This window comes from Streptomyces sp. WMMC500, from assembly GCF_027497195.1.
Taxonomy (GTDB): Bacteria; Actinomycetota; Actinomycetes; order Streptomycetales; family Streptomycetaceae; genus Streptomyces.
On record NZ_CP114905.1, the window covers coordinates 1884900 to 1902088 of the forward strand.

At 72.6% G+C, this 17189-nt stretch carries 15 protein-coding genes; 3 read left to right on the top strand and 12 right to left on the bottom strand.

The window, feature by feature from the left end:
* Positions 1-304 precede the first annotated feature (304 nt).
* Positions 305-1792, top strand: a complete 1488-nt coding sequence (locus tag O7599_RS07690; protein WP_281621360.1) for a vanadium-dependent haloperoxidase — start codon at positions 305-307, stop codon at positions 1790-1792.
* A 144-nt stretch (positions 1793-1936) separates the two neighbouring features.
* Here O7599_RS07690 and O7599_RS07695 read toward each other — a convergent pair whose 3' ends face one another.
* The 11 genes from O7599_RS07695 to O7599_RS07745 form a co-directional block, all read right to left on the bottom strand.
* Positions 1937-3544 carry an FAD-dependent monooxygenase gene (locus O7599_RS07695; RefSeq protein WP_281621361.1) on the bottom strand — a complete coding sequence of 536 codons (1608 nt, stop codon included), beginning with the start codon at positions 3542-3544 and terminating at the stop codon, positions 1937-1939.
* Positions 3545-3624: 80 nt separating this feature from the next.
* Positions 3625-5388, bottom strand: a complete 1764-nt coding sequence (locus O7599_RS07700) for a Na+:solute symporter (protein WP_281621362.1) — start codon at positions 5386-5388, stop codon at positions 3625-3627.
* Positions 5385-5720: a DUF485 domain-containing protein gene (locus O7599_RS07705; protein ID WP_281621363.1), complete on the bottom strand. Its 336-nt coding sequence runs from the start codon at positions 5718-5720 to the stop codon at positions 5385-5387. The genes O7599_RS07700 and O7599_RS07705 overlap by 4 nt, the downstream gene beginning before the upstream one ends.
* Positions 5721-5907: 187 nt before the next feature.
* Positions 5908-6609: an SDR family oxidoreductase gene (locus tag O7599_RS07710; RefSeq protein ID WP_281621364.1), complete on the bottom strand. Its 702-nt coding sequence runs from the start codon at positions 6607-6609 to the stop codon at positions 5908-5910.
* 45 nt (positions 6610-6654) lie between these two features.
* Positions 6655-7440 (bottom strand): 2,3-dihydro-2,3-dihydroxybenzoate dehydrogenase, encoded by a 786-nt coding sequence (locus O7599_RS07715; RefSeq protein ID WP_281623309.1) that lies wholly within the window; start codon positions 7438-7440, stop codon positions 6655-6657.
* Entirely contained in the window at positions 7440-8645 is a 1206-nt protein-coding gene (locus O7599_RS07720) for an FAD-dependent monooxygenase (RefSeq protein ID WP_281621365.1), read from the bottom strand. The genes O7599_RS07715 and O7599_RS07720 overlap by 1 nt, the downstream gene beginning before the upstream one ends.
* A 10-nt stretch (positions 8646-8655) precedes the next feature.
* Entirely contained in the window at positions 8656-9975 is a 1320-nt protein-coding gene (locus O7599_RS07725) for an AMP-binding protein (RefSeq protein WP_281621366.1), read from the bottom strand.
* Positions 9972-10772, bottom strand: coding sequence for an amidohydrolase family protein (locus O7599_RS07730; RefSeq protein WP_281621367.1), 801 nt, complete (start codon positions 10770-10772; stop codon positions 9972-9974). Before O7599_RS07730 ends, O7599_RS07725 begins: the two co-directional genes overlap by 4 nt.
* Before the next feature lie 11 nt (positions 10773-10783).
* Positions 10784-11887 carry a 3-dehydroquinate synthase II gene (locus O7599_RS07735; RefSeq protein ID WP_281621368.1) on the bottom strand — a complete coding sequence of 368 codons (1104 nt, stop codon included), beginning with the start codon at positions 11885-11887 and terminating at the stop codon, positions 10784-10786.
* A 69-nt stretch (positions 11888-11956) separates the two neighbouring features.
* Positions 11957-12820, bottom strand: coding sequence for a 2-amino-3,7-dideoxy-D-threo-hept-6-ulosonate synthase (locus O7599_RS07740; protein ID WP_281621369.1), 864 nt, complete (start codon positions 12818-12820; stop codon positions 11957-11959).
* 16 nt (positions 12821-12836) lie between these two features.
* Positions 12837-14144, bottom strand: coding sequence for an aspartate kinase (locus tag O7599_RS07745; RefSeq protein WP_348652593.1), 1308 nt, complete (start codon positions 14142-14144; stop codon positions 12837-12839).
* 252 nt (positions 14145-14396) lie between these two features.
* On the opposite strand from O7599_RS07745, the gene O7599_RS07750 reads away from it, so the two are divergent.
* Positions 14397-15527 carry a histidine kinase gene (locus O7599_RS07750; RefSeq protein WP_281621371.1) on the top strand — a complete coding sequence of 377 codons (1131 nt, stop codon included), beginning with the start codon at positions 14397-14399 and terminating at the stop codon, positions 15525-15527.
* Positions 15524-16189 carry a response regulator transcription factor gene (locus tag O7599_RS07755; RefSeq protein ID WP_281621372.1) on the top strand — a complete coding sequence of 222 codons (666 nt, stop codon included), beginning with the start codon at positions 15524-15526 and terminating at the stop codon, positions 16187-16189. The genes O7599_RS07750 and O7599_RS07755 overlap by 4 nt, the downstream gene beginning before the upstream one ends.
* An 18-nt stretch (positions 16190-16207) precedes the next feature.
* Here the strand turns inward: O7599_RS07755 and O7599_RS07760 are convergent, their stop codons facing one another.
* On the bottom strand, positions 16208-17098 hold the full coding sequence (locus tag O7599_RS07760) for an aromatic prenyltransferase (RefSeq protein WP_281621373.1): 891 nt from the start codon (positions 17096-17098) through the stop codon (positions 16208-16210).
* Positions 17099-17189 lie beyond the last annotated feature (91 nt).

Consider the following 17189-nt stretch of genomic DNA (forward strand, 5'->3'; position numbering starts at 1 on the left):
TCCGCCCGGCTCCGCCCTCTCCCCGCTGCTCCGCATACGCGCACTCACCCGTCGGACCGTAGGAAGCCGGCAGCCAGGACGCCCGGAAGTCGGAAAGGGCCGCATTCCGGACGGAATTCTTCCCCGCGGAATCCGCGGGGGCAACAACCGTAAATGCTCCAGCATGGGTAGTGCCCACTACCCGATCGAGCAGTGGACCGGGGCTGAGGGCGGGTCTAGCCTCCTTGATCAGTGTGCAACTCCTTACGGAATAGGGCGCGCCCTTTTGCGGATCCACCCCACGTACGAACAAGGAGAACGTCCGGTGGCGACAGTGACACGACTGCGGAACCGGCGCCTGGGATACGCGGTGGCCATCGCCACCGCGGCGGCGCTGACGGGGACCCTGACCAGTGCGGTGCCGGCGTCGTCGCAGGACGACGGCTTCGACATCGACCGTGACAACGTGCTGATGGAAGTCGTGTATCCGAAGTTCCAGCGGGTGTCGCGCGACGAGAGTTCCGGCCGCGCGGTCTCGCTTACCGTGGATCACGCGATGCTCATCGAAATGCCGTGGTTCGACGCCATCGCGCCCTATCACCCCACCGCGAAGGGCATCTTCTCCGACATACCGCGCCGCCCGGAATCCGAGCACACGACGCGCAACCAGAACATCGCGGTCACCTACGCGGCGTTCACGTCGCTGAACGCCCTGCTGCCGGAGTACAAGGACCGGTGGATCGAGATGATGGAGGCGGCGGGCCTCGATCCGAACGCCACCGCGGAGGACCCGGCCACACCCAGCGGCATCGGCATCCTCGCGGCCAAGACGGCGATGGCGGCGCGGCAGGACGACGGCAGCAACCGGGACGGCGGCATGGGCGGCCGCAAGTACCACAAGAAGCCCTACGCGGACTACACCGGCTACCGGCCCGTCAACTCCGTGTACGAGCTGCGCAATCCGTCACGCTGGCAGCCGAACACGTCCTCGACGCGGGACGTCTACAAGAACCAGCAGTTCGCGACCCCGTACTACGGCAGGGTGAAGCCGTTCACGTACGACAGCCCGCGCGAGTTCAAGGTCTCTCCGCCGGTGAACAGCAACCACCACAACCACCGCGCCTACAAGCGCCAGGCGGACGAGGTGCTCAGGGCGTCGGCGAGCCTCACCGACGAGCAGAAGATGGCCGCCGAGCTGTTCAACGACAAGGTGCTTACCTTCGGGCAGTACGCGGGCACCCCGGTGGTGCTGGCGGGCAACCTGAACACCGAGCAGACCGTGCACTACATCACCATGTCCGACGTCGCGTTCGTCGACGTCACCATCGCCACCTGGTACTACAAGCGCAAGTTCGACTCGGTGCGGCCGGGCAGCGCCGTCGATTACCTGTACGGCGACCGGAAGGTGACCGCGTGGGGCGGGCCCGGGCAGGGCACCGTCGACGACATCACCGGCGGCGAGTGGCAGGGCTACCTGGACTCCGTCTCCGCCGACCACCCCGAGTACCCGTCCGCCAGCTCCGCGCTCTGCCTCGCCTTCGCCGCGCAGGTGCGGCAGTTCACCGGCACCGACCAGATCAAGGTCACCGCCGCGTTCCCGAAGGGGTCGTCGCTGGTCGAGCCGGGTGTCACCCCGGCCGCCGACATCACGCTGCAGTGGAACAGTTGGACGGAGTTCGCCGAGGACTGCGGCGAGAGCCGGATCTGGGCGGGCGAGAACTTCCGGTCCTCGGTCGAGGCGGCGGAGCAGTACGCGCCCGAGATCGGCGACATGAGCTACGAGTTCGTCCAGCGGAAGGTGAACGGCGGCTGACCGGAAGCGGAGAAGGACCCGGCGCCGGCCGCCGGCGGGAGACATCCGTCCCGCCGGCGGCCAGCGCCGTCGGCGGTTCCGCCGGCAGCCCGCCGTCCCGGGCCGCAGCCGGGAAGGCCGTACGGGCCCTCCCGGCGGCGGCCGTCAGCGGGCCGGATCCGCGCCCCGGACGCGCCGCACCACCGCGGCCGAGTCCGCGGGCGCCCTGTTGCCGCGCCACGCCACGTGCTGGTCGGGCCGGAGCAGGACGAGGTCCCGCTCCCACAGCTCGCGGGCACGCCGGTCCCGTACCACCGCGTGCCGGACGGGCAGGCCCTGTGCGGCGGCGGTGTCCAGCAGCGGCCCGGCGCGGCCGTCGCCGGCGAAGTCGACGAGGGTGAACTCCTGGGCGAGGAGGTCGAACAGCGGGGTGCCGTCCGCCAGCGGCACGCTGGGCGGACGGCCGCCGGGCCAGGTCGTCGGCGTGTACGCGGCGGGGCTCCAGCCGGGCGCCGCGCCGTCCTCGTGACAGACGACGGGCGAGGCGTCGTAGCGGTAGCCGAGTTCGACGCCGCGGTACTCGTTCTCGCCGCGCTCGGCGTCCAGGAAGCCGGCGACGCCGTCGACCGGGACGCCTTCGCGCAGCAGCGCGCCGGCCCGCATGTGCACGCCGATGTGCCGGTGCGAGGTGCGCATGTTGCGCAGCCCGACGGGGCGGCGGTCGGTCTCGTAGCTGTCCAGCAGCGCGGGACCGCCGGTGTGCCCGACCAGCGCCGCGACCTTCCAGGCCGCGTCCATCGCGTCGCCGATGCCGGTGTTCATCCCGTACGCGCCGGTGGGGAACATGCGGTGCGCGGCGTCACCGGCGAGCAGCACGCGGCCGGCGCGGTAGCGGTCGGCGAGCATGAAGCCGGGGCGCCAGCGGGAGGTCAGCAGCACCTTGTCGATCTTCAGCTCGGTGCCCAGGGTGTCCCGCAGGAACGCCGCCGGATCGGCGGGCGGAGTGGCGAACTCGTCCGGGTGGGCGCCGTTGACGTGCACCGTCCAGGTGTCCCGCTCGTCCTGGGCGATGACGACGTAGCGGAAGGCGAAGTAGTGCCAGAACGGGCCGTGCCGGTGCAGGGACGCCAGGTCGCGGCTCTTGAAGTGCACCATGAACGCGCCGGGCAGCCCGGGGACGCCGAAGCTGTCCTCGCCGATGCCGAGGACGGTGCGGACGCGGCTGGACGCGCCGTCGCAGCCGATCACGTACCGGGACCGGACCCGGATCGGCCGGTCGGTCATGACGTCGTACAGCTTGCTGGTCACGCCCTGGTCGTCCTGGGTGAGGGTGTCGAACCGCAGGCCGGGGCGGAGGTCGATGAGGCCGCTGCGCCGGCAGTGGGCGCGCAGCACCGGCTCCAGCTCGATCTGGGATATCCGCTGGCCGGGTTCGGCCGGCCGGGTGCCGTCGTCGTCCGCGGCGATGCGCCGCCGCTCCTCGTCGACCGAGGGGAGCGCCCAGGTGGTGATCGGCCGGCCGGCCAGCCCGGTGGACCAGATGACGTCCGCGGAGTGCCGGGGCGCGACGCCGGCGGCGCGGATGTCCCCGGCGATGCCGAGTTGCCGGAAGAACTCCATGCTGCGGGAGTTCACGTAGTCCAGTTTGGGGTGGACGGAGGTCTCGAAGTCCCGGTCGGCGAGTACGCACCGCACGCCCAGGCGGGCGAGTGCCAGAGCCGTTGCCATGCCGACCGGGCCGGCGCCCACGACGAGTACCGGTGCTGGTTCCACGGGTGCCTCCCCAGGCGTGTGGGGCAGCACCCGGCCGCCCCACACTGTCTCGGTTGTCGTTCGGTTGTGGCCCGGCAGGCTCAGCGGGCCTCGCTGGGCGTACGTGGCTGGTTGCCGTGGTCGTCAGGGCCGCCGGCGCCGGGGCCCCGGCCGTTCGGGCTCGCGCCGTCCGGACTCCGCCCGTTCGGACCGCCGGCGGGCACGGTCGCCGCGCCACGGGCCGCGCCCTTGCCGGCGCCGGGCGCGAGGCCGCCGGTCAGGGCGCGTACCTGCATCTCGGCGAAGGCCGCGTCGTCGCGCTCCTTGCTGCTGAGCGAGCCGAGCCAGCCGAGCAGGAAGCCGGCCGGCACGGTGATCAGGCCCGGCTCGATGTCGACGAACTTCATGTCGTGGCCGGGGAAGATGGCGTCGTCCGGGCCCGTCACGCCGTTGGAGAAGATCACCAGGAAGAAGAGCAGCGCCGTGCCTCCGTAGACGATCCACTTCAGGCCGGCCGTGTTGAACCGGCGCCAGAACAGGGCGTAGACGACGGCGGGGAGGACCGCGGTGCCGGCGAGGTCGATGGACGTCGGGATGAAGATGTGGGTGCGCACCGGCAGCATCGCCACGCCGACGAGGACGGAGCCGATGCCGATCCGCAGCGTGTTGCGGCGGATGTCCTTCAGCTCGTCGCCCGGGGCCGGTGTGCGGCCGCGTACGACGTTGAGGTCCTTGGTGACACAGGTGACCGCGTTGATGAGCAGGGCGGCGTAGACGCCGACGATCGTCAGCAGGGCGATCGGGGCGAGCACGCCGACCATCACCTGTCCGCCCAGCTCGTCCACGAGTTTGGGCAGGCTGATGTCGCGGTGGGCCTTGATCACGCCGATCCGTTCGGAGCCGAGCACCGCGACGGAGGCGAAGCCGACCACGGACATGCACAGGTAGATGCCGACGACGATCATCGACGCCCAGCCGGCGGAGCGGCGGGCGTCCTTGCCGCTGGTCGTGGCGAAGTTGCGCATGAACAGGAAGGGGATGGCGGCGACGCCGACGGCGACACAGAAGAGCTTGGAGAGGTGGACCAGCCGGTGCTGGCCCTCGCCGAACTCGCGCCCCGGGCCGAGCAGGTCGTAGCCTTCGGGAACGTCCTTGCGGTTCTCCTCGGCCTTGTCGAGGATGTCGAAGACGTTCAGGTTGAACTCGGCCAGGACCAGCAGGGTGAGCACCAGCACGACGGTGAGCGTGAGGATCGCCTTGAACACCAGCAGCCGGGTGACGCCCGGCATGCCGGCCATGTACGCGTACAGGACGGTGACGAGGCCCACGACGAGGACCGACGCGCCCAGCCCCGCGACGTTCTCCAGACCGAACCAGCGGTTGAAGATGAAGGCGATCGCGGCGAGGCTGATGACCGTGAACATCCCGTAGATCAGCAGCGTGACGACCGCCGCCGCCTTTCGCGCCGCGCGTTCCTCCGCGCGCATCGCGAAGATGTCGCCGAGGGTGTGTCCGCCGAGGTTGCGTATGGGCGAGGCGAAGAGCAGCACGCCGAGCACCATCGAGGTGGTGAACGCGGTCAGCAGCATCGCGGCGTCGTAGCCGTTGAGCGCGATATGCCCGGTGATGATGAACAGGGTGGAGTACATGAGCGGCGCGGACGACAGCGCGATGGCGTTCTGTACGGGCCCGATCCGCCGGCCGGCGATGAGGAAGTCGTCGGAGGTGCGCACGCTGTCGCGTACCGCCTTGACGACGAAGTACACGGCGACGGCAACGGCTATCGTCGCGGGAATCGCGATCCCGGGCGCCGCCCAGGTGTTGTCGATGGGCGGCGGCGGGTCGGCGAGGGTCGTGCTGCTCATCGCGGCTCTCCTTCCAGTTCCGCCCGGACCTCGTCGGTCAGGGGATCGAGCCGGTTCGCGGCGTAACGCAGATAACCGGCGCAGACCGCCACCACGACGACGAACGTCAGGAACATGAACAGCAGGCCGACGTTGACGGGCCCGCCTATCTCCTGCCGGAAGAATCCGGGGGCGAAGGCGGCCAGCGCCGACCCGGTGAACCACCATCCGAAGAAGAGAATGCTCGCCCGGATGAGAAACGAATTCGTCTTGCGCTGCAGGGTTTTGAACCCGGCGCTGCCGTGTACGGCGACATAGCGGTCGCCGCCCGCCGGCGAGTCCGTCGAACTCATGACACCTCCTTGACAGGGACGCCTGTGCGAGGACGTCCGGACGTGGCGGTCACACTGCAGTCTCAGGCGTCGTGTGCCCGCGGACATGCCCCATTCACGCGGTCTTTCGACGCGGCCGGGGAATTGGCGTGACGCGCTGCGGATTCACGTGATCCGGGGGCTTCTCCCGCATGCGCGAGGCGCGTCCTCAGATGAGGACGTCGCCGCCGTCGATGTTCAGATTGACGCCGTTGATCGCGCGGTTCTCCAGCAGGAAGGTGATGGCATGGGTGCAGTCGCGCATCGTCACCGGCCGCTTGGTGAGGGCCTTTTCCTGCGCGGCGGCGCGCGCGGCCGGCTTGTCGCTCCAGAAGGGCGTGTCGGCGACGATGCTCGGGTGCAGGGCGTTGACGCGGACCGGCGACAGCTCGCACGCCAGGGTCCGCACCAGGGCGGCGATCCCGCCGTTGGCGGTGGTCACGGTGGTGGAGCCCGGGTACGGGCGGTGGCTGGCCAGCCCGCCGAGCAGGACCGCCGCGCCGTGACCGGGCATCTTGGGGGCGAGCGCGTGCAGGACGGCGGTGTAGCCGGTGAGCTTCACGGTCAGCAGCCGGGTGGCGGCGGCGGGGCGGTAGTCCCGGACGGTGTTCTGGTCCCGGTCCAGGGCGGTGAGCAGCACGTGGTCGACGTGCTCGACGCCGGCCAGCGCGGCGATGGCGGCCTCCGGGTCGGCCAGGTCGAGGGCGAGCCCGCGGGTGCGGCCGCCGATCTCGTCGGCGGCGGCCTTGGTGCGGTCGTCGCCGCGGCCGGTGATGACGACGTCGCTGCCGCGGTCGGCGCAGGTCTGGGCGAAGTGCCGCCCGATGCCCGACGTTCCGCCGATGACGACGACGTGAGTGCGATCCGACACGGTGGTGTGTTCCCTTCCTCGGGGGCGGGGTGTGCGCCGGCGGCGTCACACGTGCAGGGAGGCGCCGCCGTCCACGTACAGGTCGTGCATCGTGACGTGGCCCGCCTGGTCGGACACCAGGTAGGCGACGGCCTCGGCCACGTCCCGCGGCCGGGCGACCTTGTGCAGCGGGATGCCCACGCGGTACTCGGCCGGCATGCCCTCGACGACCTCCCGCAGTTCCGGATCGTCGTCGTGCATGGCGCGCAGCATGGGCGTGTCCGTCGAGCCGGGCGAGACGACGTTGCACCGGATGCCGTAGCCGGACAGCTCCAGTCCCAGGCAGCGGGTGAACTGGGCGGAGGCGGCCTTGGAGGCGGCGTACGCGGCCATCTCGGTACGCGGCACCCCGGCGGCGTTGGACGCCACCGTGACGATCGTGCCGCGCTCGCGGCGGATCATCCGCCGCGCCACCGCGCGCGAGACGTGGAACACGCCGCCGGCGTTGACCGCGAGGGTCTCGGCCCACTGCCGGTCCCGCAGCTCGACGACGCGGCCGGTGTGCATGACGCCGGCGGCGTTGACGAGGATGCCGACGGGCCCGAGTTCGTGCTCGACGCGCGCGACGGCCGCGTCCACCGCCGCGCTGTCGCACACGTCGACGGCGTAGCCGCGCGCCTCCACGCCCTCGGCCGCCAGTTTGGCGACGACCGTGGCGAGCTTGTCCGCGTTGCGGTCGGCCGCCGCGACGTGCGCGCCGGCGCCGGCCAGGGTCGTGGCCACGGCGGCGCCGATGCCCTGCGCCGCGCCGGTGACCAGCGCGACGGTCGACTCGATTCCGGTCAGTTCCATCATGAGCTCCTGCCGGTCATGGCGACTGCCTGCTCGGCGTCGTAGCCGAACAGCCACTGGTGCCGGTCCAGCCCCGGCTCCGCGAGGACGCCGGTGTCGCGGCGCCGCTGCGCGGCGCCGTCGGCCAGGTGGAAGGTCTCGGAGTTGGCGCGGGAACGTCGCTGGATCCGGGTCGTACGGGGCAGGCGGATCCGCTCGTAGCGGCGCACGGCGGCGCGCAGCCCGTCCCGGCCGGAGCCGGGCCCGGCGTCGGTGAGGCAGCGGGCGAGGACGACGGCGTCCTCGATCGCCTGGTTCGCTCCCTGCGCCTGGAACGGGAGCATCGGGTGCGCGGCGTCGCCGATGACGGCCACCCGGCCCCAGCCGAGCCGGTCGATGCTGTCGCGGTCGTGCAGCGCCCATCTGCTCACCGCCCGTGCCGCGTCCAGCAGCCGGACGACGTCCTCGTGCCAGCCCTTGTACGCCGCGCGCAGTCCCTCGGCGTCGCCCCGCGCCGACCAGGACTCGACCTCCCAGGCGGCGGCGGGCACGGTGGCGCCGAAGCTGATCTGCCCGCCGCCCGAGACGGGGTAGCACACGCAGTGCTGGTCCGGCCCCAACCACAGCCGCACCCGCGGCTCGGTGAGCAGGTGGGGCACCCGCTCCGCGGCCACCAGCCCGCGGTAGATCGTCTGTCCCGAGTAGCGCGGCCAGTCGGCGACGAACCACTCGCGCACCGCGGAGTGGATGCCGTCCGCGCCCACCACCGCGTCGGCCGCGACCGTCCGCCCGTCGGCCAGGTGCAGCCGCGCCTCCGCCTCGTCCTGCGTGACGGCGACGAGCCGGGCGCCCAGGTGCAGCCGGTCCCGCGGCAGTCCGGACAGCAGCGCGGCGTGCAGGTCCGCGCGGTGCACGGTGTAGTACGGCGCCCCGAAGCGGCGCAGGCACCTGCCGCCCAGCGGGGTGCGCTGGAGCATCAGCCCGTCGTCCCAGCGCCGCATCTCGATCGCCTCCGGGGCGACCGCGGCGGCGCGCAGCCGGTCACCCAGGCCCAGGCGGTGCAGCAGCCGGGTCGCGTTGGGCGCCAGTTGCACCCCCGCGCCGACCTCGGCCAGGCGTTCCGACTGCTCGTAGACGTGGCAGTCCGCCCCGCCGCGGCGCAGGGCGGCGGCGAAGGCGAGGCCGGCGATCCCGGCGCCGACGACGGCCACCCTCATCTGCGACATGCCTTCCACCTCAGTAGTAGAGGAGCGCTTTGCTCCAGTCCTCGTCGGGGCCGAACAGGCTGCGCGGCTTGACCACGTCGGGCATGTTCGTGAGCGCGTCGCGCGGGATCAGCGACCCCGGCGGCAGCCCGGTGACGTCGGCGTCGACGCCGAACTCGGCGCGTACGGCCGCCGTGAGCGCCCCCTCGGCGGCCACGCGGTGCTCCGGTGGCACCTCGATCTCGATGCGCAGCGACACCGGTTCGGCGCGGGCGCGCCAGAAGTACACCTGGTGGGCGTCCGGGAGGGAGAAGACGACCTCCTCCAGCCGGTGCTGGGTGACCCGCGTGTCGCCGACGCGGTGGCCGAAGGCCGCCCGGCCGAGGACGCGGACGGTGGGCAGGTGCCACCCGCAGTCGCAGTCGTCGTACGAGACCTCGACGTCGTCCTCCAGGTTGTAGCGCAGCAGCGGCATCGCCTCGCGGTACAGCGGGGTGACGACGAGCTGGCCCGCGCCCTCGGCGGCGACGGTGCCGGTCTGCGGGTCGTACACCTCGAACAGCGCCCGGTCCGCCCAGAGGTGCATGCGCCCGTGCGCGCACTCCCCGGCGAGGCTGCCGGTCTCCGTGGAGCCGTACTCCTCGATCACCGGCACCCCCCACAGCCGGCTGATCCGCTCGCGGCGGGCGGTCGTCAGCGGCTCGCCGCCGACGAACAGGGCGCGCAGCGCGGGGAAGTCGGCGCCGGGGCGGTGGCCCGCGGCGGTCGCGGCGGCGGCCCAGATGAGGCACTCGGTCGGCACCGACCAGGTAAGGGTGACGTCCAGGTCGTGCAGGGCGCGCACCACGCGGGCGTACGGCATGGCCAGCGACCGGTTGTCGCCGGGCACGACGGTGGCGCCGTGCAGCCGGGCCGCGGCGTGCGCGAGGTGGCCGGTGAGCAGCAGCGCGTACGGGGTGCGTACAAGGAAGACGTCCGCTGCGGAGATGCCGATCCACTTGCGGGCGAACCGCTCGGCGAGGTCGAGCCAGTCCTCCTGGGTGTAGTAGGAGGGCGTGGGCCGGCCGGCGGTGCCGCTCGACTCGTGGTAGGTCGCCAGGCGTTCCCGGGGCACACCCAGCATGCCGTACGGGTAGTTGTCCCGCAGGTCCTGCTTGGTCGTCAGCGGCAGTCCCGCGAGGTCGGCGGGGGTCGTGGGCAGGGCGGCGGCGGTGGCGAGCCGGGGCCGGTAGAAGGGCGAGCGGGCGGCCCAGGCGACGGTCTGCGGGAGCTGCTTCTCCTGCAGGCCACGCAGTTCCTCCGGGCCGTTCCACTGGCCGATGTGCGGCAGGCTCGCCGGTGCGTCGGTCACGGTTTCTCCTCCCCCAGTAGTCGGTGGGCGTTCTCCCAGGCGATCTGCCGCCACTGCTCGGGCGGAGTGCCGATCGCCGCGAACTTGGCGAGTTCCACGGCCGGGTGCTGCAGCGGGTACTCGGAGCCGAACACCACCCGCGCGGCGCCCAGCCGGTCGATGGCCGCCTCGGCCACGCACGTGTAGCCGCCGGAGGTCTCCAGCAGGATGCGGGGCTCGTCGCGGATCAGGTTGAGGGCGTGGAAGTCGATGTTGCCGATGCCGCTGTGCCCGAGCACGAAGTCCGTCCCCGGGAACCGGCGAGCCAGGGTGACGAGGTCGGCCACGCCCGCGCCGGGGCGGGCGAGGCACACGGTGTAGACGGGGTGGCCGCTGTCGGCGGCCACCTCCACCAGCGCGGCGACGCGCGGGTCGGTGAGCGCGACGCCGTGCACCGCGGGCGAGACCTCCAGGCCGCGGAACTCCGCCGCCCGGTCGCGGTACGCCCCGGGCGGGCGGTGCGGGTTGCCGAACCAGAAGGGCACCAGCCGTCCTCCCCCACCGGCTACGCCCCCATTGGCGGGGGTACCCCCATTGGTGCCCGCGCAGCCGGCCAGCACGGCGTCGTTGTCGGCGTCGGATTCGACGTGCCCGCCGTCGACGAGCTGGCGGGCGAGCGTGTCGAGGTCGACGGTGCCGCCCGCGCAGACCACCGCGCGCGCCACACCGCTGCCGTCCAGCGCCGCCAGCAGCCGGCCGACGGCGCCGGGCCGGGGGGCGAGGCGGACGTGGAAGTCCAGCACGGGCTGTGCGGTCATCGCGGCACCGCTCACTTCTCGATGCAGAACTCGTCGATGGGGTAGCCGACGTGCCGTTGCTCGACGGGCAGACAGCCGAGCACCTTCGTGCCGGCGGTCAGATCGGTGACGTTGAGCACCTCGCCGCCGGGCCCGAGGACCCGTACGTGCCAGTCGTCCTGCACGATGAGGTTGACCCGCACCCCGGACGGCGCGACCACGTCGATCGCGAGCAGCGGCCGCGTCTCGATCTTGACCCGGCCCACCGTGACGACCCGGGACTTGCCCGCGGAGTCGACGGCGAGCACCTTGCCGCCGGAGGACAGTTCGCTGAGGTAGTTGGTGCGGCCCTCTGCGGAGAGCGTGTACGAGTGCAGCGCACCGGCGTTGACGCGGAACGGGCGGGTCGGCATGTACGGCAGCGGGTGGGTTTCGCTGCAGCACAGGATCATGCCGGTGGAGTGCGAGCCGACGAGAATGCCCTCGTCCAGGCGGAAGTTGGTGCACGTGTCCACGCACGCCCGCTCGCCCATGCCGACCCGGCGGATGCCGGTGACCTCCAGCTCCACCAGCGACAGGTCCGCGGCCTTGCTGACCGCGGCGGCCTTCAGTTCCGTGGCCTCGCCGGGCGCCCGGGGCGCGAGCATCACGCCGTCGGAACCGTGTTCGAGGACGCCGAAGACGATCTCCGCCTCCTCCACGTCGGCGACCCGGGTGACGATGCTGCCCTCGGCTCCGGCCGCGGCGGCGAGCACGATCTCCAGCGGGATCTTGGTGGGGTCGCGGAAGTCCAGCAGGCTCCACCGGTCGTGGCGGGCGGCGCGGCAGGCGTCGTCCAGGCTGTCGGCGTCGGTGATCTCGACGTAGCGGCCGAACTCCACACCGGCGTGGGCGAGGGCGAGTTCCGCGGGGTCGCCGTGGCGGGCGGGGTCGACGATGACGAGGTCGGCGGGCTCCAGTTTCTCCGGCAGCGGCCGGCCGAGCGGGAAGAGCACCTTCTTCACCGTCGGGGGCAGCGGCTCCAGGTCGGCGGGGTCGGCGGCCACGATGGCGTCGACCCGCTGGTGGATGGCTTCTTCGACGATGGCCTCCTTGGCCCCGTCGGCGGCACGGATGTCCAGCCAGCACAGCTTCACGGATCTCTCCTCAGAGCGGATGGTCGGCGGGGATCGGGACGTCGTGAGGTGTCGTGCGCGGGGCGGTCGTTACGTCGTGAGGGCGAGCCGCTCTCCTCCGCCGGCCACACCCCCGTGGGCGGGGGTGCCCCCGGTCCCGCCGGTACGGTCCGGGCCGTGCCCGGGTGCGTGCACCAGCCGGGCGATCGATGCGGCCGTCCGCCCGGGCTTCTCGGCCTGGAAGACGTTGCGCCCCATCGCCACCCCGGCCGCGCCGCCGCGCAGCGCGTCGGAGACGAACGACAGGACGGCGCCGGGGTCGGCCGCGCGCGGGCCGCCGGCCACGATCACGGGGATCGGGCAGGCCCGCACCACGTCGGCCATCTCCTCGGGCGTGCCGGCGTAGTCGGTCTTGACGACGTCGGCGCCGAGGTCGGCGGCGAGCAGCGCGGCGTGCGCCACCAGGTCGGGCGCGTGCGCGTCGCCGATCTGCGGCCCGCGGGCGTAGACCATGGCCAGCAGCGGCACGTTCCAGCGGTCGCACTCCCCCGCCACGGCGGCCAGGTCGGCGACCTGCCGGGCCTCCTGGCGGGAGCCCAGGTTGACGTGCACGCTCACGGCGTCGGCGCCCGCGCGCAGCGCCTCCTCGACGTGCGCCACCAGGTACTTGGCGTCCGGGTCCGGAGCGTGCCGGGTGCTCGCGTTCAGGTGCAGGATCAGCGACATGCCGCCGAACCAGCCGTGGTCCAGGTGGCGCAGGGTGCCCTTGTGCAGCACGACGGCGTCGACGCCGGTGCCGGCCAGCTCGCCCAGCAGCGGGTCCAGCTCGCCGGGGCGCAGCGGTCCGTCGGTGACCGAGTGGTCGAGCGGGACGACGAACAGCCGTTCGTCACCCTGCCGGAAGAGGCGTCGCAGGCGCAGCCCGCGGCCGAACGGAGCGTTGAGTACAGCCACTTGTGTCCTGCCTCTCTCAAACGGCGGCGGAGCGGCCGGGGGCGGCGGGCGCCGGGTCGTCCGGCGGCGGCCCGGCGAGCTCGAACTGGCGGTGCAGGGTCTCCACGGCGTCGACCGTGCGCTCCCGCGGCACGATCACGGACAGCCGGGTCTGGGAGGTGGAGATCCAGCTCGTGGGGATCCCCGCGGCGGCCAGCGCCGCCATCAGCCGGGCCGCGTACTCGGGCCGGCTGAGCAAGCCCATCCCGACGACGGAGACCTTGCCGACGTCGGTGTCGAAGTGCACGCCGCCGCCGAAGGACGCCGCGACCTCGTGCAGCGGCCCGCGTACCCGGTCGGCTTCGCTGCGGCGGATCGTGAAGCCCATCCGGAACTCGTTCTCGTACGGGCCCGACCTGGCCACCAGGTCCACGACGGTCCCCCGCGCGGCCAGCACCTCGAACACGTCGGGGGCGAGGTCGCGGCGGCTGTCGCGGCAGTGCACGAGCACCCGCGCGACATCGGTGTCGTGGGTGACCGCGACGACCGCCCGCCGGGTCTCCAGCGGGCGGTCGTCCTGCCGCTCGGCGACCGTCGTCCCGGGCGCCTGCGACGACACGTTCCTCACGCGCACTTCGACCCCTTCCATGGCGGCCAGCTCGATACAGCGGGTGTGCAGGACCCGGGCGCCCGCGAACGCCATCTCCGCCATCACGCCGGGGTCCACCCACGGCAGGCAGCGGGCGGCGGGCAGCACGCGGGGGTCGGCGCTGAACACGCCGTCCACGTCGGTGTAGATCTCGCACCGCGCCGCGCGCAGCCGCGCCGCGAGCGCCACGGCGGTGGTGTCGGAGCCGCCGCGGCCGAGGGTGGCGACGTCGCCCGCGCGGTCGACGCCCTGGAACCCGGTGACCACGGCCACCCGCCCGCCCGCCAGCGCCGCACGTACCCGCTCGGCGCCGATGCCGGAGACGAGCGCATCGCCGTGCCTGTCCGTGGTGCGGATCCCCGCCTGCGCGCCGGTCAGCGAGACCGCCGGCACGCCCATGGCGCCCAGCGTCAGGGCCATGACCGCCGCCGACTCCGCCTCGCCCACGGCCAGCAACTGATCGAGCTCCCGGGACGCGGCCGGGGCGCCGACGTCGGCGGCCAGCCGCAGCAGTTCGTCGGTACGGCCGCCGCGGGCGGAGACGACCACGGCCACCGACGGGGCGCGCCGCCACGCCGCCTCGATGCGCAGGGCGGCGAGGCGGACACGGTCGAGTGTCTGCAACGAGGTACCGCCGTATTTCTGGACGAGCACAGCCACAGCCGTTTCACCGCCTTCGTCGACCCGATATGGCACGACAGTAAGCGCGGCTTTCTTCCCGGCCCACTACTCGCCCGGGTAGTGCCCCCGAATTCAGTGGGTCACGCCATGGCGGGCGGGCGTTACCGCGAACACGCGATGGCGGCAGCGGGCGTACGGTATTCGGGCCGCGGAATTCGTGGGCTGCCGCGGCCGCCGTACCGCCCGTGAAACTACTGTGTGCGCGGTAGTCGGATACTCCTCCGCAAGCAGTACTCGGATGCCGCGAACTGCCGTTATGGTGCTCGTATGAGCGCACGGCTGTCCAAGGTCTGGGCCCGGGTCAGGAGCTTGGTGATCGCGGTCTGCGTGGCGGCCGTGCTCCTGATCACCGCACTGGCCGGGGACCACGACGCCTCGAAGCTCGACCTGCTCGGCTACGGGCTGCTGCTGGCGAGCGGCCTGGCGCTGGCCGGCACCGCGCGGGCCCCCGTGCCGATCCTCGCCGTGACCGCGATGTGCGTGGTGGGCTACAACGCCGCGGGCTTCGACGTGCCCGCCGTCGCCTACCTGTTCGCCGTCTACGCCGCCGTACGCTCCGGGCACCGGATCGTCACGGTCGCGGTGAGCGTGGGGCTGGTGCTCACCCTCCCGTACGCCGTGATGGCCGCTCCCGGCGACGGCCCCTCGGACGCCTTCGCGCAGGCCCGCGGCGTGCTCGAACTCGCCTGGCTGATCGCCGCCGGCGCCGCCGGCGAGGCGCTGCGGCAGGCCGAGCGGCGGGCGGACGAGGCCGAGCGGACCCGCGAGGAGACCGCGCGGCTGCGCGCCAGCGAGGAGCGGCTCCACATAGCGCGGGAGTTGCACGACTCGCTCACCCACCAGATCTCCATCATCAAGGTGCAGTCCGAGGTGGCCGTCCACCTCGCCCGCAAGCGCGGCGAGGACGTCCCCGAGTCGCTGCTCGCGATCCAGGAGGCCGGCCGGGAGGCGACCAGGGAGCTGCGCGCGACGCTGGAGACACTGCGCGACGAGGGCGGTCAGGACCCGGCGCACGGGCTCGACCGGGTGCCGGAGCTGGTGGAGCGCACCCACGGCATAGGGCTGCACACGACGCTCACGATCGAGGGGCAGCGCCACGAGGTGCCCGAGGCGGTGGACCGTACCGCCTACCGGATCGTGCAGGAGTCGCTGACCAACACCGCCCGACACGCCGCGGCCTCCTCCGCCTCGATCCGTATTTCCTACCTCCCCGGCGCCCTCGCCATCCGCGTCGACGACGACGGGACGGCGCGGGCGGGCGCGGCACCCGAGCCCGGCGTCGGCCTGCTGGGGATGCGCGAGCGCGTCACCGCCCTCGGCGGCAGCCTGCGCGCCGAGCCGCGGAACGAGGGCGGCTTCACCGTGCAGGCCGAACTCCCGGTGGCGAGGATCCCGTGATCCGTGTGCTCATGCTCGACGACCAGCCGCTGCTGCGCAGCGGGTTCCGCGCGCTGCTCGACGCCGAGGACGACATCGAGGTCGTGGCGGAGGCCGGAGACGGCAAGGAGGGCCTGGCACTGGCCCGGGAGCATCTGCCGGACCTCGCGCTCGTGGACCTGTCGATGCCGGTGATGGACGGCATCGAGACGACGCGGCAGATCGCCGCGGACCCGGCGCTGGCCCGCGTCCACGTCGTGATCCTGACCAACTACGGCCTGGACGAGAACGTGTTCAACGCGCTGCGCGCGGGCGCGGCCGGGTTCCTGGTCAAGGACATCCTGCCGGAGGACCTGCTGCACGCCGTACGGGTGGCGGCACGCGGGGACGCGCTGCTGGCACCGTCGATCACGCGGAGGCTGATCAACAAGTACGTGTCCCAGCCGCCGCTGGACCCGTCGGCGGTCCGCGGCCTGGAGGAGCTGACCAACCGGGAGCGCGAGTCCGTCGCGCTGGCCGCGCAGGGCCTGTCCAACGAGGAGATCGCCGACCGCATGGTGATCAGCCCGCTGACCGCGAAGACGCACATCAACCGGGCGATGTTCAAGCTGCACGCGCGCGACCGCGCCCAACTGGTGGTCGTCGCCTACGAGTCGGGGCTCGTGACCCCGCGCGGCCGGTGACGCGCGGGCGTCGGCCGGTCAGATGAAGTCCATCATCCCGGGCTTCCAGCGGTAGTGCGACTCCAGCTTGTAGTACTCGCCCCCGGGCGCGACGGCAACGCCGTAGACGAACTTGCGGTCGCCGTCGCCGGCGGGGACCCCGCGGACGAACCGCTCGATCTCCGGCTCCACCCGGACCGGCAGCGCGGCCAGGTCCGAGGTGGTCACGGCGTAGCAGATCCGCTCGACCCGCGGCGAGTCCCAGTTGAGGGTGACGTACAGGCCGAACGCCTCCCGGCCGAGCCTCAGCATGTGCTCGCTCGGCCGCGCCATGCCCAGCTCGTGGAGCGTCTCCGTGATCGTGTCCGGCTCGAAGAGGTGCGGGGGCACGTCGTTGAAGTACACGTTGAGGGTGCGGTGGTGGTAGTCGACGCCGACGACGCCCACGCGGTCGGCGAGTCCGTGGCGTTCGAAAAGGCCGTCGTGCGCGGCCAGGGCCGGCGGCATGGCCGGCAGGTCGGCGAACGTCGCGACCTTCTGGAGGTCGTCGGGGGTGAAGAACGCGTAGACCTTCTTGAAGCCGCCGGCGACGCCGAAGTCGACGCCGTGGCCGGCGACCCGGCTGCGCCCCTGCACCTGCCCGAGCACGGCGCCGACGGGGTGGTCCGTCGGCGCGGTGAGGCCGGCGGCGAGCGCGACGGCGTACGGGTCGCGCTGCCCGGGGTGGGTCGTGAAGCGGCAGTCCAGCTCGCCGGCGTGCCGCAGGCTTGTCGCGACGCGAAAGGCGACGACGGTCGCGTCGTGCCCGAAGGCGTCCGCGTACGCGGCGAGGACCGGTCGTACCGTCCCGGGCGCGCACGGCACGCCGAGCGTACGGGCCGACCGCTCGATGACCGCGTACAGTTCGTCCATCCCGGCGGTTTCGGACATGCGAACCCCTTGCTCGGCGAGGAATGTATTGCGATACGTGTCGGGGGCGCCGCGAATGCGCGCTTACCGGTACGGAAAAACTAGTCGCGTG

Excerpts from the sequence above, each read along its gene's own strand:
- O7599_RS07750 (WP_281621371.1), top strand. The coding sequence starts at position 14,397 with ATGAGCGCACGGCTGTCCAAGGTCTGGGCCCGGGTCAGGAGCTTGGTG.
- O7599_RS07730 (WP_281621367.1), bottom strand. The coding sequence starts at position 10,772 with ATGACCGCACAGCCCGTGCTGGACTTCCACGTCCGCCTCGCCCCCCGG.
- O7599_RS07715 (WP_281623309.1), bottom strand. The coding sequence starts at position 7,440 with ATGGAACTGACCGGAATCGAGTCGACCGTCGCGCTGGTCACCGGCGCG.
- O7599_RS07705 (WP_281621363.1), bottom strand. The coding sequence starts at position 5,720 with ATGAGTTCGACGGACTCGCCGGCGGGCGGCGACCGCTATGTCGCCGTA.
- O7599_RS07760 (WP_281621373.1), bottom strand. The coding sequence starts at position 17,098 with ATGTCCGAAACCGCCGGGATGGACGAACTGTACGCGGTCATCGAGCGG.
- O7599_RS07700 (WP_281621362.1), bottom strand. The coding sequence starts at position 5,388 with ATGAGCAGCACGACCCTCGCCGACCCGCCGCCGCCCATCGACAACACC.
- O7599_RS07720 (WP_281621365.1), bottom strand. The coding sequence starts at position 8,645 with ATGTCGCAGATGAGGGTGGCCGTCGTCGGCGCCGGGATCGCCGGCCTC.